The 19,156-nt window shown below is 67.7% G+C and carries 17 protein-coding genes, 1 tRNA gene and 1 pseudogene; 12 read left to right on the top strand and 7 right to left on the bottom strand.

Annotated features, from left to right (window positions below; translation table 11 throughout):
* Nucleotides 1-32 precede the first annotated feature (32 nt).
* Together RM543_RS15180 and RM543_RS15175 are read right to left on the bottom strand one after the other, a co-directional pair.
* Entirely contained in the window at nucleotides 33-2,084 is a 2,052-nt protein-coding gene (locus tag RM543_RS15180) for a ParB/RepB/Spo0J family partition protein (protein WP_311693107.1), read from the bottom strand.
* A gap of 165 nt (nucleotides 2,085-2,249) precedes the next feature.
* The gene (locus tag RM543_RS15175) at nucleotides 2,250-3,446 is read right to left on the bottom strand and encodes a DUF932 domain-containing protein (protein ID WP_311693105.1); all 1,197 of its coding nucleotides are present in this window, start codon (nucleotides 3,444-3,446) and stop codon (nucleotides 2,250-2,252) included.
* 203 nt (nucleotides 3,447-3,649) lie between these two features.
* Between RM543_RS15175 and RM543_RS15170 the strand changes: the two genes are divergently transcribed.
* The gene (locus RM543_RS15170; protein ID WP_091846690.1) at nucleotides 3,650-3,898 is read left to right on the top strand and encodes a helix-turn-helix transcriptional regulator; all 249 of its coding nucleotides are present in this window, start codon (nucleotides 3,650-3,652) and stop codon (nucleotides 3,896-3,898) included.
* Nucleotides 3,899-3,911: 13 nt separating this feature from the next.
* Nucleotides 3,912-4,919, top strand: a pseudogene (locus RM543_RS15165) (tyrosine-type recombinase/integrase); the annotation flags it as partial.
* A 159-nt stretch (nucleotides 4,920-5,078) separates the two neighbouring features.
* On the opposite strand, the gene RM543_RS15160 reads toward RM543_RS15165, so the two are convergent.
* Both RM543_RS15160 and recJ read right to left on the bottom strand, forming a co-directional pair.
* Nucleotides 5,079-5,153 (bottom strand) — tRNA-Glu (locus RM543_RS15160).
* 95 nt (nucleotides 5,154-5,248) lie between these two features.
* Nucleotides 5,249-7,009 carry a single-stranded-DNA-specific exonuclease RecJ gene (gene recJ / locus RM543_RS15155; protein ID WP_311693102.1) on the bottom strand — a complete coding sequence of 587 codons (1,761 nt, stop codon included), beginning with the start codon at nucleotides 7,007-7,009 and terminating at the stop codon, nucleotides 5,249-5,251.
* Between the two features lie 239 nt (nucleotides 7,010-7,248).
* On the opposite strand from recJ, the gene RM543_RS15150 reads away from it, so the two are divergent.
* From RM543_RS15150 to RM543_RS15115, 8 genes are all read left to right on the top strand, one after another.
* The gene (locus RM543_RS15150; protein WP_311693100.1) at nucleotides 7,249-7,515 is read left to right on the top strand and encodes a DUF7218 family protein; all 267 of its coding nucleotides are present in this window, start codon (nucleotides 7,249-7,251) and stop codon (nucleotides 7,513-7,515) included.
* Between the two features lie 88 nt (nucleotides 7,516-7,603).
* On the top strand, nucleotides 7,604-7,816 hold the full coding sequence (locus tag RM543_RS15145) for a hypervirulence associated TUDOR domain-containing protein (protein ID WP_311693098.1): 213 nt from the start codon (nucleotides 7,604-7,606) through the stop codon (nucleotides 7,814-7,816).
* A 56-nt stretch (nucleotides 7,817-7,872) separates the two neighbouring features.
* Nucleotides 7,873-8,772: a YihY/virulence factor BrkB family protein gene (locus RM543_RS15140; protein ID WP_311693096.1), complete on the top strand. Its 900-nt coding sequence runs from the start codon at nucleotides 7,873-7,875 to the stop codon at nucleotides 8,770-8,772.
* Nucleotides 8,773-8,778: 6 nt separating this feature from the next.
* Complete coding sequence (locus RM543_RS15135; RefSeq protein WP_311693093.1) at nucleotides 8,779-9,768, top strand: DNA topoisomerase IB; 990 nt, start codon at nucleotides 8,779-8,781, stop codon at nucleotides 9,766-9,768.
* Nucleotides 9,769-9,867: 99 nt separating this feature from the next.
* On the top strand, nucleotides 9,868-12,117 hold the full coding sequence (gene ligA / locus RM543_RS15130; protein ID WP_311693091.1) for an NAD-dependent DNA ligase LigA: 2,250 nt from the start codon (nucleotides 9,868-9,870) through the stop codon (nucleotides 12,115-12,117).
* The gene (gene recG, locus RM543_RS15125) at nucleotides 12,090-14,207 is read left to right on the top strand and encodes an ATP-dependent DNA helicase RecG (RefSeq protein ID WP_311693089.1); all 2,118 of its coding nucleotides are present in this window, start codon (nucleotides 12,090-12,092) and stop codon (nucleotides 14,205-14,207) included. Before ligA ends, recG begins: the two co-directional genes overlap by 28 nt.
* Nucleotides 14,208-14,324: 117 nt before the next feature.
* Entirely contained in the window at nucleotides 14,325-14,450 is a 126-nt protein-coding gene (locus tag RM543_RS15120) for a hypothetical protein (RefSeq protein ID WP_311693087.1), read from the top strand.
* Between the two features lie 274 nt (nucleotides 14,451-14,724).
* Nucleotides 14,725-15,306 (top strand): hypothetical protein, encoded by a 582-nt coding sequence (locus RM543_RS15115; protein ID WP_311693085.1) that lies wholly within the window; start codon nucleotides 14,725-14,727, stop codon nucleotides 15,304-15,306.
* On the opposite strand, the gene RM543_RS15110 is transcribed toward RM543_RS15115, so the two are convergent.
* The gene (locus tag RM543_RS15110) at nucleotides 15,307-15,555 is read right to left on the bottom strand and encodes a sulfurtransferase TusA family protein (protein ID WP_311693083.1); all 249 of its coding nucleotides are present in this window, start codon (nucleotides 15,553-15,555) and stop codon (nucleotides 15,307-15,309) included.
* Nucleotides 15,556-15,615: 60 nt separating this feature from the next.
* Between RM543_RS15110 and RM543_RS15105 the strand changes: the two genes are divergently transcribed.
* Both RM543_RS15105 and RM543_RS15100 read left to right on the top strand, forming a co-directional pair.
* Nucleotides 15,616-16,860 carry a hypothetical protein gene (locus RM543_RS15105; RefSeq protein WP_311693081.1) on the top strand — a complete coding sequence of 415 codons (1,245 nt, stop codon included), beginning with the start codon at nucleotides 15,616-15,618 and terminating at the stop codon, nucleotides 16,858-16,860.
* A complete protein-coding gene (locus tag RM543_RS15100) occupies nucleotides 16,857-18,218 on the top strand; it encodes a cytochrome P450 (RefSeq protein ID WP_311693079.1) in 1,362 nt (453 codons plus the stop codon). Before RM543_RS15105 ends, RM543_RS15100 begins: the two co-directional genes overlap by 4 nt.
* On the opposite strand, the gene RM543_RS15095 is transcribed toward RM543_RS15100, so the two are convergent.
* Nucleotides 18,205-18,432, bottom strand: coding sequence for a ribbon-helix-helix domain-containing protein (locus RM543_RS15095; protein ID WP_311693077.1), 228 nt, complete (start codon nucleotides 18,430-18,432; stop codon nucleotides 18,205-18,207). The genes RM543_RS15100 and RM543_RS15095 overlap by 14 nt on opposite strands.
* Complete coding sequence (locus RM543_RS15090; protein ID WP_311693075.1) at nucleotides 18,429-19,094, bottom strand: Hint domain-containing protein; 666 nt, start codon at nucleotides 19,092-19,094, stop codon at nucleotides 18,429-18,431. Before RM543_RS15090 ends, RM543_RS15095 begins: the two co-directional genes overlap by 4 nt.
* Nucleotides 19,095-19,156: the final 62 nt, after the last annotated feature.

Genomic DNA, 19,156 nt, shown 5'->3' with positions numbered 1-19,156 from the left:
GGCGGGCCCAAAGGGAGTGGGAGGGAGAGGCGTTACTCCGCCGCTTGGAGCGCATCCGTGGGCTCGTCCCCATCGTCGCCGTCCTCCGCGTTTGGGTCGATGGCCCGTTCGCCGTCCTCCGCCGCCGTTTCTGCGACGTCGGCATTCGGTGTGCGCAGCGGCTCCGGCACCCAGCCGCTGTCGGCGAGCAGCGTTTCCGCCTCGCCGGCCATCTCCGGCTTCTTCAGGTGGTCGATCAGCTGCGCCTGCGCGCTGCCCTTCGCCTCCGCAACCGCTTCCAGGATACGCGCCTTCGTCACCCGGCCGAGATAGGTATCCACGGTGGGTCGCCACCCCGCCGTCGCCATGTCGAGTCCGGTCGCCTGCGCGATCCGGTCGGCGTGGGCAAGCGCACCGGGTCGGCGATGGTAGGCCTCGTCGATTGCATTTACCGTCAGCCCGACGCAATGGGCGAAAAGCGCGCTCCGGCTCTCCGCATCGAAACCCGCCAGCGCGTCCCAGAGATCATCGGAGGCCTTCGGCAGCTGTGCCGCCCAGCTCTCATGCCGCGTATCTATCGCCTGCGCCGATGCGCTCTCGGCGAGGCCCGGTGCCTGCGCGCCGAACCCGACCGACTTGGCGTCGATCTCGAGGCAGCTGTCCGGCGCGTAGCGGTAGAAGAGCTTCAGGCACATCGCGTGCAGCGCGGCGCGGAAGGCCAGGTCCGGATCGCCCGCCAGCGCGTTGCGCAGCGCTAACGTTCGATGCGCCGTAAGTTCCGCCACCAGTCGATCCGGCAGCGGCTTGATGCCGTCCTCCTCTGGCGCGTCGTCCGGCTCGGGCGTCTCCGTGCCCTGCGACATCGCCGCGTCTCCGTCCGCCTCCGAAGCGTCCGGGTCTTCTGAACCTGCCTCCGGTTGCTCGATCGGCACCTCGTCCTCCGGTCGCACATAGCCGCGCTCGATCCGCAGGGTGCCGTCATGGTCGAGGCTGACGAAGACTCCCGCGCGCGCCATCTCCTCGGCATCGAAGCTCAGGGGACGGTCCCGGTAGGCCTCCATCGCGTCCTCGATCTCGCCCAGGCGCGCGTCGACCGCGTCGGGCAGTTCTTCGGTGCTGTCGTACTGCTCCTCGAGCCGATCGAATTCCGCCTTCAACGCCTCGTAGGCAACCGTCTCCTCGTCGGTCGGCTCCATGGGATCGCCGATCAACCGGCGCAGGCCGAAGCTGTGGCCATAGGCGAAGTCCGGTGCGGTCTCGACCCATTTCCAGCCCTCGGCCGCGATCTCGGCCGCGGCGTCGTTCAGCCCTTCGGCGACCATCCGGTCGAGCAGCCCCGCATCCTGCAGCCAACCGCCGTCGTCGGATTGGAACAGGTCGCGCAGGATCGCACCGCCGGCCTCCTCGTAGGCCTCCAAGCCGACGAAGCGAGCCCGTTTGTCGGACGCGCGCACCGTCGCCTCGGTCAGCATGCGTCGGATCGTATAGGGCTCCTTCGAATAGCCCTGCGCGATGGCGGCCCAGACCTGTTCCTGCCGCTCGTGGTCGGGATTGACGGTGAAGGCCATCAGCTGCTCCAGCGTCATGGCGTCCTCGGCGTAGATATCGAGCAGGGCAGGGGCGACCGAGGCCAGCTTCTGCCGCTGCTTCACGACACCGGTCGAGACGAAGAACGCGGCGGCGATCTCTTCCTCGCCTTTGCCCCGCTCGCGCATGGCCTGGAAGGCGCGGAATTGGTCGAGCGGATGCAGCGGCGCGCGCTGGATGTTCTCGGCGAGACTGTCCTCCTCGGCGACGCCATCCGTACGCACGATGCAGGGCACGGGTGCAGTCTTGTTGAGGCGCTTCTGCTTGACGAGTAGTTCCAGCGCCCGGAAGCGCCGCCCGCCCGCGGGGATCTCGTAGAGGTCGGTCTCGGCACCGTTGTCGTCCAGCAGGGGCCGCACGGTGAGGCTGGCGAGCAGCGTGCGCCGGGCGATGTCTTCGGCCAGCTCCTCGATCGAAACGCCGGCCTTGATGTGCCGGACATTGGCCTGGCTGAGACGGAGCTTGTCGAAGGGGATGTCGCGCGAGGCGCTGAGGGTGATCTTGGTCTTGGCGGTCATGGGTCGTCTCCGTGACGGATCGGCCGGGAGCCACTCCCCCGACCTTCCGAACCCGTCACGAAAACCCCCTCCACCCTCTTTCTCTCCGGCCGCGACCCAGCCGCGAAGGATACGCCCGAGAAGGCCGGGCAGAGGGGGGAGCGACGCACCGGATGGAGTTTGGGCTTAGCCCACGCGTTCGAGCAGCGCCTTCGCCCGCCCCTCCATCGCAAGCCGCGCATCCTGCTGCGTCTTGCGTCGCGCGACCGCCGTGATGCCCTGCACGAAATCGAAGACGCTTTCCGGTGGATGGCCTTCCTCGGCCAATACCGTCTCGACGATCTTCGAGGTCTCCGCCTTGCCGAAGCCGCGCTTGCGCAGGAAGTCGGTCCGATCCTCTTCGGTGCGGGCGACGATCCGCTCCCGCGCGGCCCGGATGCCCTGGACGAAGGGCGCGGGCGAGGAGTCCGCGAAGGTCGCAAGGGCGGGGGCCGCCTCGTGCGCGAAGCGGTTCGCCGCGTGCTTGGAATGCCGGATCCTGATCTCCTGGAAGTCCTCGACGCCCCAGAGATTGCGGTTCTGGCAGACCGCTCGGAGATAGAAGCTGGCGATGCCGAGCGTCTTCGCGCCGACCTCCGAGTTCCAGCAATAGAACCCCCGAAAGAACAGGTCGGGCGAGCCGTCTGGCAATGTCCCGGCCTCGATCGGATTGCGATCGTCGACGAGGAACAGGAACACGTCGCGGTCGGAAGCGTAGAGCGTCGTCGTATCCTTGGTCACGTCGACATTCGGATTGTAGAGGCCGGTCGACCAGTCGAGCACGCCCGGGACCTTCCAGCGCGTTTCGCCGACGCCGTCGCCCGCGATCCGCTGGACCGCCGCGACCAGCTCGTGGTCGTAGATGCGCCCGTAATCGGGACCAGTGACGGCCCGCAGTTCAGCGCGTCCGTTGGTGGTCTCGAGTATCTTGACCTGTTCGGCCCGATGCGAGGTCAGGCCGTATTGCAGGTTGATCCCTGCAAGTGCCGCAGGAAGCTGGCGCAGATAGGTCGCAGGTGCACCGACGAGGCTCGTGAGCTGGCCGAAGCTCCAGTGGGTCGGGGCAACGGGCCCGTCGGCTCCGGGCACGATAAGCGCCAGCGCCTCCGGATCGTCGCGGCTCGCGTAGACGCGGATCGCCGCGCTCTCGACGATGCGCGTCCGGCTCCGATCCGCGCGGCCCTTGACCGCCGCCTTCAGCGTCGACAGCGAGAGGTAGCGCTGGTCGTCGGGCCGCGCGAACCATTCCGACGAGACGCGACCGTCATGGCCGCCGCGGGATACATCTACCTTGTAGCCGCTCGACGCGTCACGAGGGTCGTCCTGAAGTTCGATATCGGTCATGTCGTGATCTCCGTGACGGGCGGCCGCGAGGAACTCTCCCGACCTCCAGACCCGTCACGGCGACAGCCGCAGGCCTCTGACTCTCGGACCGAAACGCGCGCGCTACGATCAGTTTCCGTACCACGACGGGAGATGCCTTCTCGATTTAATGATCAAGCTGATCGACAGTCTCCATCGAGGTTGTCGAAGGAGGCACGCTTGATATGCTGGAGCGAAAGTCGGCGAACAGTAGCTATTGCTTACCCCCGGAGCGGCGCGGCCTTTCCCGGCGCGAGGCTGCCGAGTATATTGGGGTGGGTGCGTCGAAATTCGACGCGTTGACGGCGGATGGCCGGATGCCGCCACCAAAGCGCATCGACGGCCGCCGGGTCTGGGACCGAAAGCAGGTCGACCGAGCCTTTGATCGTCTCGAAGGCGGAGCAGAAATGGTAGATAACCCGTGGGACAATTAGGCCTCTCGCTGATATGAAGATGCGCCGCATGAAATATGTGGTGGAGGACACCGATCGTCATGGCAACGTTCGCATTTATTATCGGCCGCCGGGACAGCGGAAGACCAGGTTGCGAGGTCCGGTCGGTTCGCCCGAATTTCTTTCAGATTATCAGGCAGCCGCATCGGCACAGAAACAGTCTTCCAGAAGTCGTGCTGCAACGGGGGCCAAGAAGGTTCAGCCGAAGACGCTTCGTTGGCTCTGCGTCCAATACTTCAAATCGCCGATGTATCGGCAGCTTGATCCCTCGACGCGCCGAACCCGTCGTTCCATCCTCGAGAGATTTTGCGATACGAACAATGATGGCGATAAGCCCTATGCGTTTCTCCTGCCGCGCCACGTTAGATCGCGGCGGGATGCGATGATGGATACGCCGGCAGCGGCGAACACCATGATCAAGACCCTGCGCCAGCTCTTTAGATTTGCCACGCGTTACGACCTTCACGACACTAATCCAGCCGGGCAGGTCGAGTATCTTGCGACGAACGCCGATGGATATCACTCATGGACACTCGAGGAAATTAAGGCCTACGAGGCGACCCACCCAGTTGGAAGCATGGCCCGGCTGGCGTTGGCGTTGGCGCTCTACACCGGTCAACGCCGATCCGACCTGGTTCGGTTTGGCTGGCAAGATCTCCGGGAAAGCAGCGATGGGGTCGTGTGGTTGTCTTTCACCCAGCACAAGGGACGTAACCGCCATCCGATCACCCTCGAGATCCCGATCATCCCGGAATTGCAGCGCCACCTGGCAACCGAGGGAACCGGCGATACAACCTTCCTCGTGAACGACTTTGGTCGTCCGTTCACTGCAGCCGGGTTCGGCAATCGATTCCGCAAATGGTGTGACGCGGCAAACCTGGGAAACTGCTCGGTGCATGGCCTCCGCAAGGCCGCCGCTGCACGGCTGGCGGAGCTCGGGTGCAGCGAGTTCGAGATCATGGCGATCACTGGCCACCAGACGTCCAAGGAGGTGACGCGCTACACCAAGGGGGCGTCCCAAAAATTGCGCGCCGCCAGCGCGTTTCGGAAGCTCACTGGACCGACATCCGCCACCAAAAGTGTCCCACTTTTCACAGCCCAACCAACCGGTGGGACTATTTCTGGTCCTAACGCTAGGATATCAAGAGATAATTTTGACAAGTGGCAGCCCGTAGGGGAATCGAACCCCTCTTTCCAGGTTGAAAACCTGGCGTCCTAACCGATAGACGAACGGGCCGTGCCGTTTGGTGAGGCGGTGTCTAAGAAATGCGGCGGGCGGGTGCAAGAAGATTTTTCGCGAAACTTGTCATGACCTTGGGGGAGGCTGGAAAGTCAGGCTTTCGCGGCGTCCTCAAGCCTGAGCTGAGCGCTCCTGCGACCGTTCCAGCTGTTGATCTCGAACCGCCCCGCAAGATGGAAGCGCGCCCCGCCATGGGCCTCGAGCGCCGGGCCGAGATCGGAGCGGAAGACGCCGAAGGCGATGGCGTCGAGGCGCGGGCCGAGGCCATCCGACACCGTGAGCTTCAGGTGTCCGTCGCCGACGCGGCGTGCCGAATGGATCGCGGCGCCCGGGATCGCGAAGCGCGGGGCAGGGGCCGAGGCGCCGAAGGGCCCGGCGCTCTCGAGGGCTTCGATCATCTCCACATTCGCGGCACCCGGCATCATGAGGCCGTCGAGCCGCAGCTCCCGCGCGGCACCCGAGCCCGAGCCCTGCGCCTCCAGAAGCTCGCTCAGTCGCTCCATCGCGGCATCGATCCGGCCGGCCTCGGCGGTGAGGCCCGCCGCCATCTTGTGGCCGCCCCCCGCGATGAGAAGCCCCTCGCGCGAGAGACGATGGACCGCGGCGCCGAGATCGATGCCGGGCACGGAGCGACCGGATCCCTTGCCGATCCCGCCATCGGTGCCGATGACGACGGCTGGGCGGCCGAAGGCTTCCTTGAGGCGGGAGGCCACGATCCCGACGACGCCGGGATGCCAGCCGTCGCCAGAGGCCCAGATCAGCGGTGCATCGGCGCCACGCGCGATGGCTTGCTCGGTCGCTTCCTCGGTCACGCGGGCCTCGATGTCCCGGCGCTCGCCGTTCAGCGCGTTCAGCTTCTCGGCGAGGGACTGCGCTTCGGGGCCGTCGCGCGTGGTCAGAAGACGGGCGCCGAGATCCGCGCGGCCAATTCGCCCGCCGGCATTGATCCTGGGGCCGAGCATGTAGCCCAGGTGATAGGCTGCCGGCGCCTCCGACAGTCCCGACTCGTCGGCCAGTGCGGCAAGGCCTGGCCTCGCGCGGCGATGCATGACGGCGAGACCCGCCCGGACGAAGGCGCGATTGACCCCGATCAGCGGTGCCACGTCCGCCACCGTCGCTAGGGCCACCAGATCGAGAAGCGGGACAGGGTCGGGTGTGGGATGGCCGGCACCGCGCGCCTGCCGGTTCGCCTCGACCACGGCGAGGAAACAGACGGCGGCGGCACAGAGATGGGCGAGGGCGCCGCTCTCGTCCTGGCGGTTCGGGTTCACCACCGCGACGGCGCGGGGCAGTGTTTCGCCACCGAGGTGGTGGTCGAGGACGACGACATCGGTCATCGCCGCGGCTTCCAGTGCCTCGTGGGCAAGGGTGCCGCAATCGACACAGACGATGAGGTCGTGGCTCGCGGCCAGTTTCTCCATCGCCGGCGCATTCGGTCCGTAGCCCTCCGCGATCCGGTCGGGCACGTAGATCGTGGGCGTGAGCCCATGCGCCGCGAACCAGTCGTGCAGCACCGCGGCGGATGTCGCTCCGTCCACGTCGTAATCGGCGAAGATCGCCACGCGCTCCCGATCCGTCGCCGCCTTGAGGAGACGGGCCGACGCGATCTCCATGTCCTTGAGACTGCGCGGATCCGGCATCAGGTCCCGCAACTTCGGTTCGAGATGTGCGGCGCAATCAGGACCGGCGACGCCGCGCAGGGCGAGGATGCGGCAAAGGGCATCCGGCAGGCCGGTTTCCTGGACCAGCGCCTCGGCCTTGCGATCCTCCTCGACGGTGGGACCGGCCCAGAGCCGTCCCGTCAGCGAGGAATCGACGCCGAGAAACGCCTGCGTGACAAGGTCGCGCGGCATGTCCTGCCCCCATATATTGTAGCTTTGCCGAGGATGCACGCTAGGCAAGGCGGGGCCGGGGGTCAAGGGGACCGGTAGGGCGTTCCAGCCGTCACCGCTCCGCTCGGGGACGGGGGACGTCGTCCTGATGCAGCCGGGTCGGCGCGCGGGACAGGCGCGTTTGGCAAAGCGGAACCCTGCGGAACACAAGTACCGGCCCCAGGCGTTGCCGATCCAGAGCCGATCGACAGGAGGGCCAGATGGCGAAGAAGGATCCCGGACCGCAGGTGAAGGACGACGAGACCTACGAGGCGCTGCGCGATGAGGGCGCTTCGAAGGAAAAGGCCGCCCGCATCGCCAACGCGCAGGCAAACGACTCTCAGTCTCCGTCCAAGAAAGGTGGCAAGAGCCCGCCCTACGAGGAGTGGACGAAGGACGACCTCTACGAGCGCGCCCAGGACATCGGCATCGAGGGCCGGTCGGACATGGACAAGGACGAGTTGATCGAGGCCCTGCGCAATCACTGACGGGCCATGCCGCCATGGCCCAAGGGGGGGGAACGGACGATCGCCGAAACGTGTTCAGTCCGCAACATCTCAGGAAAGGAGAATTGTCATGTCCTACAAGGAAGGCGACAAACTTCAATGGAATTGGGGCAACGGGACCGGCACCGGCACCGTTTCCAAGGTTTACACCCAGAAGATTACCAAGAAGATAAAGGGCAACGAGGTCACACGCGACGCGAGTGAAGACGAGCCGGCCTATCTGCTGAAGCAGGAGGATGGCACAGAGGTTCTGAAGTCGGAGTCCGAAGTGAAGAAAGCATGAACGCAAGGGAAGACGACGATCCGGCGCCACGCCGCAGCCGCCGGAAGAGCGCGTTCATGCGCGTTGCCGTCTGGACCAAGGCGGGCGGCGATGTCTTGCGGACGATGGACGAGAAGAACCTCTTCCTGATGGCCGCCGGTGTCGCGTTCTTCTCCATGCTGTCGCTCTTCCCGGGTCTCGCGGCCCTCATCGCGATCTGGTCGCTGGTGTCGGATCCCTCCGTCGTCGAGGCGCAGCTGATCCTTCTGGCCAATTTCGTGCCGGCCGAGGCCTACAAGCTGATCGGCGACCAGGTCCGCGCCGTTACGTCCTCCTCGACCGACACGATGACCTGGGCGTCCGTCCTGTCGCTTCTGTTCGCGCTTTGGTCCGCCCGCCTCGGGGTTGATGCCCTGATGAGGGGGGTGAACGCCGTTTACCGCGAGAGCAACCGCGGCGGTCTTCGGCATATCCTGGCGGCGGTGGTGCTGACGCTGTCGCTCGTGGCGCTCGGCATCGTCACGCTCGGCACCGTCATCGTCACGCCCATCGTCCTCGCTCTCTTCCCCCTCGGCCCCATCGCCGGGGTCGTCGCCCAGGTCATGCGGTGGCTGATCGCGGGGGTCGTGATGCTCATCGCGCTTGCCCTCGTCTATCGCTTCGGGCCCAACCGGCGCGGCGCGCGGGCGGCCTGGATCACGCCGGGCGCCTTTCTCGCGCTGCTTCTCTGGGCGGGCGCGTCCGTCGCGTTCTCGATTTACCTGACGAATTTCGGAAACTACAATCAGGTCTACGGCTCCATCGGCGCCGTTATCGCGCTTCTGATGTGGCTCTTCATCAGCGCCTTCGCGGTTCTTCTCGGGGCGTCCCTGAACGCCGCGCTCGAATTGCGCACGCGGCGGGACAGCACGGTCGGTCGGCCGCGACCGCGCGGCGAACGTGGCGCCTATGTCGCCGATCATTACATCCCGTCGTGATCCGTCATGCCGCAGCAGGGTCTCGTCTATTATCCTGACAGCCGCCCCGGCATACGGCGGGAGAAGCGCGGGACGGGGTTTTCCTACATCGCACCGGACGGAACGCGCATACGCGACGCCAAGAAACGCAAGGAAATCGCGTCGCTGGCCGTTCCGCCGGCCTATATGGACGTGTGGATCTGTCCGTTTCCGAACGGCCATCTGCAGGCGACGGGGACGGATGCGCGGTCACGCAAGCAGTACCGCTACCATCCCGACTGGACCGAGTTCCGCGCCCGGCGCAAGTTCTCGAACCTCGCGGCGTTCGGGGAGCATCTGCCGTCCCTGCGTCGCTGGATCTCCAATGCCCTCAGAGCCGAAGCGGGCGATCCGGAGCTGGCCATCGGGGCGACGCTCGCGCTGATCGACCGGACCTCGATCCGCGTCGGCCATCCCGATTATACCAGTCAAAACAAGAGCTACGGGGCCACGACGCTCCGCCGCAGGCATGTCGAGTTCGACTGCGGCAGGATTGCGCTGAACTATACCGCCAAGGGCGGACAGGAGGTCGAGACGCAGATCCACGGTCCCGCGCTTGCCCGCGCGCTCCACCGGATCGACGATCTGCCCGGCGCCGAGCTGATCGGATGGACGGACAGGCACGGTGAGTGGCACGCGGTCCGGTCCGAGCAGCTCAGCGACCGTCTTTCGGAAATTTGCGGATCCGGAGCGACCTGCAAGACCTTCCGCACGTGGAACGGCACCCTCGCGGCATGGCGCCACGCGCTGTCCTGCGGGGCGGAGAGGCTCACGATTTCGGGCATGGCAAAGGCGGCGTCGGAGGCGCTGCACAACACGCCGACCATCGCGCGCAACAGCTACATCCATCCCGAAATCATCGCCCTCGCTGAAATGGACGGGGAGGAGCGGGTCGCACTCCTTGCGCGGCATGACGTGCCGTCCTCGGGGGAGTATCGCGCCGGGGAGGAGGCGCTCCTGTCCTTCCTCGCGGCCTGAGACGCGCCCGGTGCTGGCGCTTGGCCGCCACGGACGCTATCTCGAAAGCCCAGACCGTCACCGCCCGACCGACCCCTGAAGAAGCGCGCCCTCCGCCTCATGCCCGCACAGACTGAAGACATCCCCGTCGAGGAGCTCTCCGCCACCCAAGGCGAGGAGGAGCTGGCGCGGCTTGCCGGCCTTCTGGCCCGTGCGAACGACGCCTATCACCAGGCCGACGATCCGATTCTGACCGATGCCGACTACGATGCGCTGAAGCGCCGGAACGCGGCGATCGAGGCACGGTTTCCCGAGCTGAAGCGGCCGGACAGCGCGACGGATGTGGTCGGCGCGGCGCCTGCTGAGGGCTTCGAAAAGGTGCAGCATTCCAGACGGATGCTGTCGCTCGGTAATGCGTTCGAGGCTGGCGAGGTCACCGATTTCGCCGCCTCCATCCGCCGGTACCTCGGGCTGGCGGCAGATGCTCCGCTGGCCTTCACCGCCGAGCCGAAGATCGACGGGCTGTCCCTTTCCCTGCGCTACGAGGGTGGCCGTCTCGTCCAGGCCGCGACGCGGGGGGATGGCGCCACCGGCGAGAACGTCACGCGCAACGCGCTGACCGTGAGCGACATCCCGGACCCGATCGAGGGTGCGCCGGATCTGCTCGAGGTGAGGGGCGAGGTCTACATGTCCCGCTCGGACTTCGCGGCGCTGAACTCGCGTCAGGAGGCAGCGGGGCAGCGCCTCTTCGCGAACCCCAGGAACGCCGCCGCCGGCTCCCTCCGCCAGCTCGATCCGGCGATCACCAGAACCCGCCCCTTGCGCTTCTTCGCATATGCTTGGGGGGACCTGTCCGAGCCGCTCGCGGACACCCAGATGGGCGCCATCGAGCGGCTCGAAGCGCTCGGTTTCGCGGTGAACGATCTCACCCGGCTGTGCGAGACCGCGGAGGACATGATCGCGCATTACGATGCCATCGCGGCGCAGCGGGCGGATCTCGACTACGATATCGACGGCGTCGTCTACAAGGTGAACGACCTTGGCCTGCAGGAGCGCCTCGGCTTTCGCTCCACGACCCCCCGCTGGGCACTGGCGCACAAGTTCCCCGCCGAGCTGGCCTGGACGCGTCTCGAAGGGATCGACATTCAGGTCGGCCGGACGGGCGCGCTCAGCCCCGTGGCCCGTCTGCAGCCGGTGACGGTGGGGGGTGTCGTGGTGTCGAACGCCACGCTCCACAACGAGGATTACATCGCCGGGTGGGACAATACGGGCGCTCCGATCCGTGAGGGGCGGGACATCCGGGAGGGCGACAGGGTCCAGGTCTATCGCGCCGGCGACGTCATCCCGAAGATTGCCGATGTGGACGTCTCGGCCCGCCCGGCGACGTCGGAGCCGTACGTCTTCCCCGAAACCTGCCCGGCTTGCGGACAGGCGGCGATACGGGAGCCCGGCGATTCCGTCCGGCGCTGCACTGGGGGCATGGCCTGTCCGGCGCAGGCGGTGGAGCGCCTCCGCCACTTCGTCTCCCGGCCTGCATTCGACATCGAGGGGCTGGGAGCCAAACAGGTCGAGGCCTTCCACGCGATGGGCTGGATTGCCGAGCCTGCTGATCTCTTCACCCTTGCTGAGCGCCACGGGGAGAACCTCCGCACGCTGGAGGGCTGGGGTGAGAAGAGCGCCGCCAACCTCGAAGCCTCCATCGAGGCGCGGCGCAGGATCGAGCTGCCTCGCATGATCTTCGCCCTCGGCATCCGCCATGCCGGTGAGGTCGCCGCCACGGATCTTGCGCGTCATTACGGCGACTGGTCCGTCCTGTGCGCCGCCCTCGATGCCGCCGCGCCGGCCGCGCGCACCTATCGCGAGGCGGAGGAGGAGGTGGCGGCGGAGCGGGCTGAGGCGGGCGCGGACGGGCGGCGGGCGCAGGTCTCCCGGATCCGCGATGCCGCTTGGTCGCGGGCCGATCTGCCAGAGGGCGCGAAGGCGGCATGGGACGATCTCGTCGGGATCGAGGGCGTGGGTGCGGTGCTCGCGGATGCCATCGTCACCGCGTTCGACCAGGAGGCCGAGCGCGCCTCCATCGACCGGCTCGCGAGCCAGCTCGACATCCTGCCCGAAGAAGCGCCGGACACCGCCGGCAGCCCCGTTGCGGGCAAGACCGTGGTCTTCACCGGCACGCTCGAGAAGATGACGCGCGCCGAAGCCAAGGCGCGCGCCGAGAGCCTTGGCGCCAAGGTGTCGGGCTCCGTTTCGGCGAAGACGGACATCCTGGTGGCCGGGCCGGGGGCCGGATCGAAGGCGAAGAAGGCGGCTGAGCTCGGGATCGAAACGCTGGACGAGGACGGATGGCTGAGCCTGATCGAGGGGGCGTGACGGGCCGCCCGCCCGAGCTGTTCCCGCTCTTTGCCGGCATCGACACGCTCCCCGGCATCGGTCCAAAGATGGCCAAGGCGCTGGAGGGCGCCGCCATATCCCGTCCGAGGGACCTCGTCCTCACCCTTCCCCAGTCGGGGATCGACCGCCGCCGGGTGGACACCATCCGCGACGTGGTGCCCCCTTCGGTCGTCACCATCGCCGTGACAATCGGCCGTCACCGCCCGTCGCAACGGCGGGGCGGTCCGCACCGGGTCATGGTCGAGGACGGCGCCGGCAACGCGTTCGACCTCGTCTTCTTTCGCGGCGGCGGACCGTGGCTCGAGGACCAGCTTCCCACCGGCGAGCGTCGCATCGTGTCCGGAAAGCTGGAGCTGTTCGACGGGGTCGCGCAGATCGTCCACCCCGATCACATCGTCCGGCCAGAGGACGCGGCGAAGATACCGGAGTTTGAGCCCGTCTATCCGCTGACAGCGGGAGTGACGCAGAAGGCGATGTCGAAGGCCGCGGCCGCGGCGCTCCATCGCTTGCCGCAGGGGGACGACTGGATCGATCCCGGCGTTCTGGCGCGAGAGGGCTGGCCTTCATTCGCAGACGCTCTCCGAATGGCGCATGCACCGCGCAGCATGGCGGAGCTGGCGGCCGAGGCGCCGGCCCGTCGCCGCCTGGCCTATGACGAGATGCTGGCGCACCAGGTGACGCTGGCCCTTGCCCGGGCGCGGCGGCGGGAAAAGCCGGGCCGGGCGACGGCAGGGGACGGTGCGCTCCGCGCCCGGGTACTGGGCGCGCTGCCCTACGATCCCACCTCCGCGCAGGCCCGTGCCATGGAGGAGATCGCGGCGGACATGGCGGCGCCCCGGCGGATGAACCGGCTCCTCCAGGGCGATGTCGGCTCCGGCAAGACCCTCGTCGCGTTCGCCGCGCTTCTGACCGCGGTGGAAGCCGGCGGGCAGGGCGTCCTGATGGCGCCCACCGAGATCCTCGCCCGTCAGCACATGGAGAGCCTCGCCCCGCTCGCGGAAGCGGCCGGTATCCGCCTCGCGGTGCTGACCGGGCGGGACAGGGGCGCGGATCGCGCACGCCTCCTGGGGGACCTCGCGGAGGGCCGCATCCGGATCCTCGTGGGAACCCATGCCGTCTTTCAGAAGGATGTCGTCTTCGGCGACCTGCGCCTCGCCGTGATCGATGAGCAGCATCGGTTCGGCGTCGCCCAACGCATGGAACTCGGCGCCAAGGGCGAGCGGATGGACATCCTCGTGATGACGGCGACGCCCATCCCGCGCTCCCTGTCGCTTGCGCAATACGGCGACATGGACGTCTCCGTCCTCGACGAAAAACCGCCGGGACGCACGCCGATCGTCACCTCCTCCGTTCCCATGGCGCGCCTGCCGGACGTGGTGGAGCGACTGCGGGGCGCCATCGCCGAAGGCCGGCAGGCCTACTGGGTCTGCCCGCTGGTCGAGGAGAGCGAGACAGCGGACCTCACCGCCGCGGAAGAGCGGTTCAAGCGGCTCCGGGCGGCCTTCGGCGACGATCAGGTCGGCCTCGTCCACGGGCGCCTCACACCGGCGGAGAAGGACGCCGCCATGGCGCGCTTCGCCTCCGGGCAGACCGCCGTTCTGGTGGCGACCACGGTCATCGAGGTCGGCGTCAACGTGCCCAACGCGTCCATCATGGTGATCGAGCAAGCCGAGAGTTTCGGCCTCGCGCAGCTCCACCAGCTTCGGGGTCGCGTCGGCCGGGGCGCCGTCGCCTCGACCTGCCTGCTTCTCTACCGGGCGCCGCTGGGGGAGACCGCCCGTCGCCGCCTCGATATCCTGAGGCAGAGCGAGGACGGCTTCCGCATCGCCGAGGAGGACCTCGCGATCCGGGGCGCCGGCGATCTGATCGGAACGGCGCAATCCGGCATGCCGCGGTTTCGTATCGCCGAGCCCGAACGGCAGTCCGGCCTCATGGCCACGGCGCAGCGCGATGCCCGCGCATTGCTCGAGATCGATCCTCGGCTCGAGGGGCAGCGGGGCAGGGCGATCAAGATCCTTCTGTGGTTGATGGAACAGGACCGCGCGATCCGCCTGATCGACATAGGCTGACCGGGCCGTTCCACCTGTGTTCTCATTTTTCCCGGTATGTTCTCATAAAGTTCTTGCTTTGGGTGGCTCCCTATGAGAACAAATGAGCAACGGTTAACGTGATGAGGAGAAGACCTGATGATGATGTCGGACCTGAAAATGCTGATCGCCCGCTCCGGCAACACGCTTCTCGTCGATGCGCTCGGCGCCCTGTCCCTCGCCGTGATGCTGATCGCTGCGCTTCACTTGCCCGGCGCGGCCTGATCGCCGCGCCCGATTTGCCCGGAGCGGCCTGACCGCCGCTCCGCCTGCCCGCGGTCCGGGTCAGCGGGGGTGGTTGCCTCCCCCTCGTCTGTCCAGTCCCCCGGACGGTATCCCCAGGGCCCGCCTCGGCCCTGTCCGCTCCCGGTCCCGGACCGCAAACTCAAGGGTCGCCGTCGCCATCTGGCGCGGCGGCCCCTTTTTTATCCGATTGTTGCCTGTTCTTTGCCTCACGGATCAGTTTATGACCGAGGCGCGAGGTATGTTGGAGGCGCCATTGATTGTCGACGCCGCGAAGATCGCGACACATAGCGGGCGGGACGGCTTCTGCCGCATCCGCCATTTCGAGGAACCGGATCGGTTCGGCTTCCCGCAGCTCCTTGCCGATTTCGACCGCCGTCACAGGCGCAAGGCCCTGCTCGACGATGGGCTGACGCGCTTTTCGGACACGAGCCCGCATCTCGGTCCGGACGACTCGCTTCTCTGCCTCGCATTCACCGATCTCGTGCCTGCGCTTCCGCTCGGGCGCCGCTGGATCGCGCTCGATCATGCCTGTGCCACGCACCGGCTGCCGATGATCGCGACAATCCTCGAGCCGCGCGACGGGCTTGCAGGCTCGCTCCTGCGGATCGCGAAGGATCCCCGCAATCAGAGGTCGAGCGAAACCTACGTCGAGGCGCTCGGAGCTCTCGGGCTCTTGTGCGGGGCAGACACGGTAGATCTTCTCAGCGACACGGTTTGCCCCATCGACGCGACGCCGGAGCTGCTCCGAAAGGTCTCGGCCGACGCCGATGATCTCGTTCTTCTCGCGCGGACGGGCCGTGCCGCTCCGGTCATCCTGTTCCTGACCGGCTCCTGATCAGGCGGATCCCTTCCGGATGGTGAAGGCCGTCCCTCCGGAAATATCCTCCGCGCCGAGGAGTGTATGACCGCTTTCGGCACAGAAATGCGGCATGTCGATCAGGGCAGCGGGGTCGTCGGTCAGGATGCGAAGCGCGGCGCCCTCCGGCAGCGCCATAAGTCGCTTGCGCGCGCGCAGAACAGGCAGCGGACACAGCAGGCCGAGTGCGTCGACCTCCTCGGCGATATCGTTGCTGCCTGTCCCCATCTCGTCACCATTCTCTCAGATATTGCTTGCCATCCGGGGCCTTGCAGGAAGGATAGCGCCATGAGCGATGCCCCCGCCACCCTCGAGACGACGCGCGGCGATCGTGCGGTCAGGCGGCGTACGGTCTTCTATATCCCGGGCTTCGATCCATTCCACCCTCGCCGCTACCGCGAACTCTATCGAAAGGAGGGCGCGGCGCAGGCGGCGATCGCGGGCTACGAGCTGCGCCAAGCGCAGCTTCCGGGGTCGGGAGGGGTCGGCTGGACGGTTCAGGCGGACATTGAGGGCGAACGGACCGAGGCGGAGATCCGCGTCCTCGTCTGGGCCGACATCGTCAAGGCCTCCATGGGGACAGGAATCGCGCGCACCTATCTCGATCTTTGCCGTACGGCCTGGACCTATATCGCCTCGGGCGCGCTTGGGCGCCTGATGCGGCTGCGCAAGGGCCCGGTGATCGCGGCGCTCTATCCGGTCGCCGTCCTACTCGGCCAGCTTCTGATCGCCTGCGCGGTGGCCGCGGGGATCGGCGCGCTCCTGTCGCTGGCCGCGGCGCCCCTTGCGTGGCTCGGGATCCTCGCGATGCCGCCTGTCCTGATGTGGTTCCGCAGTCACGACAACCGCATCTTCGCCTATTACCTGATGCACGATTACGCGTTCACGGCGCAGTATCGCGGGGCCAATCCGCCCGCTCTCGAGGCGCGCATGGCGGGGTTCAGGGAGGCGATCGAGGAAGCTCTGCGCGGCGATGCGGACGAGGTTCTGGTGGTCGGCCACTCGTCGGGCGCGCATATCGGCGTCTCGGTCCTTGCGGATCTCGTTCGGGGCGGCGGCGCGGGTCCGGAGGGGCCGGCGCTCTCGTTCCTCTCGCTCGGCCAAGTGATCCCGATGGTGTCCTTCCTGCCGGACGCCGAGCGTCTCCGCGAGGATCTCCGCTGCCTGTCACAGCAGGGCGACATCGCGTGGATCGACGTCACGGCGCCGGGAGACGGCTGCGCCTTCGCGCTCTGCGATCCGGTCGCGGTCAGCGGTGTGGCAGGGTCCGGGAAACGCTGGCCGCTGGTCCTCTCGGCGGCCTTCACGCAGACGCTGTCCCCGGAGCGATGGTCCGCTCTGCGCTGGCGATTCTTCCGGCTGCATTTCCAGTATCTCTGCGCCTTCGACCGCCCGGGCGATTACGATTACTTCCGCATCACCGCAGGTCCGCGCACGCTCGCCGCCCGCTTCGCCCACCGCGCCCCGTCGGCCAGCCGGATCGAGACACCCGTCTCCCCCCATGTTCGCCGCAGGGACCCGCAAATCGCATGATCCCGCCGAAGCCAGCCGCGCGCGAGGGGCGTGTCTCCCTTCTGCGATATCTCAGGCTGTTCCGGGCTGACATCCTCTCCGCCCAGCCGGAGAAGCTCTACCGCGCCTGGATGGCGGAGTTCCGCACGCCGTTCTTCCGCTCCTACATGATCGGACAGCCGTCCCTCGTCGAGCTCGTCCTGAAGGAGCGGCCGGGGGATTTTCCGAAATCGAACCGGGTGCGGGAAGGGCTTGCGCCGCTTCTGGGAAACTCCGTCTTCGTCACCAATGGCGAGGACTGGACGCGGCAGCGGCGGATCATCGATCCCGCCTTCGAGGGCGGGCGGCTTCGCCAGACGTTTCCCGCGATGCGCGATGCGGCCGTGGCGACCCTTGCGCGGCTGGACGCGCGCGCGGATGGCTCAGAGGTCGAGATCGAGGCGGAGGCGAGCCACGCGGCGGCGGACGTGATCTTCCGCACGCTCTTCTCCATCCCCATCGAGCATGAGGTTGCCGCCGAGGTCTTCGCCGCGTTCCGCGCCTATCAGCGGGAACAGCCGCTTCTGAACATCGCCGCTTTCCTGCCCGTGCCCCGCTGGGTGCCGCGCCTCCATTCGCGCCGCGCGCGCGGCTCCGCCCGGCACATCCGTGAGCTGATCGCGCGCCTCGTCAGGGAGCGCGCCGCGCTGATCGAGGCCGAACGCGCGGCGGACGATCTCGCGACGAAGATCATGACGACGCCGGACCCGGAGACGGGGGCGCGCTTCGACGAGGCGGAGATGGTGGACCAGGTGGCGATCTTCTTTCTCGCCGGGCACGAGACCAGCGCCTCCGCCCTCGGCTGGGCGCTCTGGCTTCTCGCCGCGTCGCCGGACTGGCAGGAGAGGGTCGCGGCCGAAGGGCGCAGGCTCGGCGATCTCGAGGCGGCATCGTTCGGAGCGATCGCCGGTCTCAAGGTGACGCGGGACGTGTTCCGGGAGGCGCTGCGCCTCTACCCGCCCGTGCCGATGATGGTCCGCGAGGCGCGGTGCCCGGAGCGGTTCAGGGACCGGCCCGTGCCGGCGGGATCGCAGATCATCATCTCTCCGTGGCACCTTCACCGCCAGTCCCGCCTCTGGACGGAGCCCGATGCCTTCGACCCGGGCCGCTGGGGAACCGAGAACGGGAAGGCCTGCCAGCGGGAGGCCTACATTCCCTTCTCGGCCGGTGCGCGCGTCTGCCCCGGCGCGGGGTTCGCGATGATCGAGGGCGTGCTTTTGCTTGCCTCCATCGTGGGGCGCTACCGGCTGGACGTCGTGGAGGGGAAGCGTCCCGTGCCAGTCGCGCATCTGACGGTGCGGGCGAGGGACGGGATCTGGCTGAGGCTCACGCCCCGCTGAGGCGGGTTTGAAGGTCGCGCAGAACGTGGAGGCGGATGGCGGTGGCCAGACCGATCTGTGGGTCGCGCTCGGCATCGATGCGCGCGGCGAGCGTGTTGATCGGCAGGTCCTCCCGCCGTGCGCAGTCACGGAACGCGTGCCAGAATTCATCTTCCAGCGTGACGGACGTGCGGTGCCCGGCCAGCGTCAGGCTGCGTTTGCGTGGGCGGCTCATCGCGGCATCGCGCGGGGCAGGATCTCTGGGCCGTAATCCTTCAGCTCGCGCCCGGCCCCGGCAAGGTCTGACAGAAGCTGCCTGCGAAGCGTCCTGTCCCGGCGGTGGCCGTACCGTGCGCCGGGGTGAAGGCTCTCGAGCGGCACACCTCCGGCGAAGATCACGGCATGACGCTCGAGCAGGATCTGCACGTAGGTCACCGCCGCGACCGGAGCGATGCCGACGCCCTCCAGGTCCAGGCAGGCGACGGCGGGAACGATCATGCGACGCCCGCCCACCCGGCGCACCATGCCGGCACGGGGCGATAAGCGGAGGGGCCGGCGCGGGGCGCCGCCGCCGAAGGCATGGGCCGCGACGAGGATGGGCGAAAGGCCCGGCCCTTCGGCAATACGCTCGGCGGGCAGGGGGTGCCGCCGGGTCCAGAGGATGCGAACCGGGCCGCTCTCGGTCAGGACGTGCTGGCCGGCGCGGAGTTTCCCGGCCGCACGAGGGCCCTCCGGCGTCATCACCCGCGCCTCGGCCGCGACGGCGGAGGCGAGGAAGGCGCCCGAGAGGCGTGCCGCCTCGGCGGAGCCCTCGCTGAGGAGAAGGGGGCGCCGGCGCCCGGGAGTGTCCCGGACGGGTCGCGCGATGTGGAAAGCCTGCGAGGGCAGGGAGCTCATGCCGTCATCCGTCTCCGAGATGGACGCAAGTATGAGCGCGAATCGCTGCGGATGGGAGCAGA

This window comes from Tropicimonas omnivorans, from assembly GCF_031846565.1.
In the GTDB taxonomy this organism is placed as follows: Bacteria; Pseudomonadota; Alphaproteobacteria; order Rhodobacterales; family Rhodobacteraceae; genus Tropicimonas_B; species Tropicimonas_B omnivorans.
The sequence above is the reverse complement of the archived record's forward strand: the minus strand, read 5'-3'. Positions and strand labels throughout refer to the sequence as shown.

Bases quoted from the DNA above. Each gene is read 5' to 3' on its own strand.
- RM543_RS15170 (WP_091846690.1), top strand. From the start codon at position 3,650: ATGCTGGAGCGAAAGTCGGCGAACAGTAGCTATTGCTTACCCCCGGAG.
- RM543_RS15135 (WP_311693093.1), top strand. From the start codon at position 8,779: ATGCCGCAGCAGGGTCTCGTCTATTATCCTGACAGCCGCCCCGGCATA.
- RM543_RS15090 (WP_311693075.1), bottom strand. From the start codon at position 19,094: ATGAGCTCCCTGCCCTCGCAGGCTTTCCACATCGCGCGACCCGTCCGG.
- RM543_RS15175 (WP_311693105.1), bottom strand. From the start codon at position 3,446: ATGACCGATATCGAACTTCAGGACGACCCTCGTGACGCGTCGAGCGGC.
- RM543_RS15095 (WP_311693077.1), bottom strand. From the start codon at position 18,432: ATGAGCCGCCCACGCAAACGCAGCCTGACGCTGGCCGGGCACCGCACG.
- recG (WP_311693089.1), top strand. From the start codon at position 12,090: ATGGCTGAGCCTGATCGAGGGGGCGTGACGGGCCGCCCGCCCGAGCTG.
- RM543_RS15100 (WP_311693079.1), top strand. From the start codon at position 16,857: ATGATCCCGCCGAAGCCAGCCGCGCGCGAGGGGCGTGTCTCCCTTCTG.
- ligA (WP_311693091.1), top strand. From the start codon at position 9,868: ATGCCCGCACAGACTGAAGACATCCCCGTCGAGGAGCTCTCCGCCACC.
- RM543_RS15180 (WP_311693107.1), bottom strand. From the start codon at position 2,084: ATGACCGCCAAGACCAAGATCACCCTCAGCGCCTCGCGCGACATCCCC.
- recJ (WP_311693102.1), bottom strand. From the start codon at position 7,009: ATGCCGCGCGACCTTGTCACGCAGGCGTTTCTCGGCGTCGATTCCTCG.
- RM543_RS15145 (WP_311693098.1), top strand. From the start codon at position 7,604: ATGTCCTACAAGGAAGGCGACAAACTTCAATGGAATTGGGGCAACGGG.
- RM543_RS15120 (WP_311693087.1), top strand. From the start codon at position 14,325: ATGATGATGTCGGACCTGAAAATGCTGATCGCCCGCTCCGGCAACACG.
- RM543_RS15110 (WP_311693083.1), bottom strand. From the start codon at position 15,555: ATGGGGACAGGCAGCAACGATATCGCCGAGGAGGTCGACGCACTCGGC.
- RM543_RS15150 (WP_311693100.1), top strand. From the start codon at position 7,249: ATGGCGAAGAAGGATCCCGGACCGCAGGTGAAGGACGACGAGACCTAC.
- RM543_RS15105 (WP_311693081.1), top strand. From the start codon at position 15,616: ATGAGCGATGCCCCCGCCACCCTCGAGACGACGCGCGGCGATCGTGCG.
- RM543_RS15140 (WP_311693096.1), top strand. From the start codon at position 7,873: ATGCGCGTTGCCGTCTGGACCAAGGCGGGCGGCGATGTCTTGCGGACG.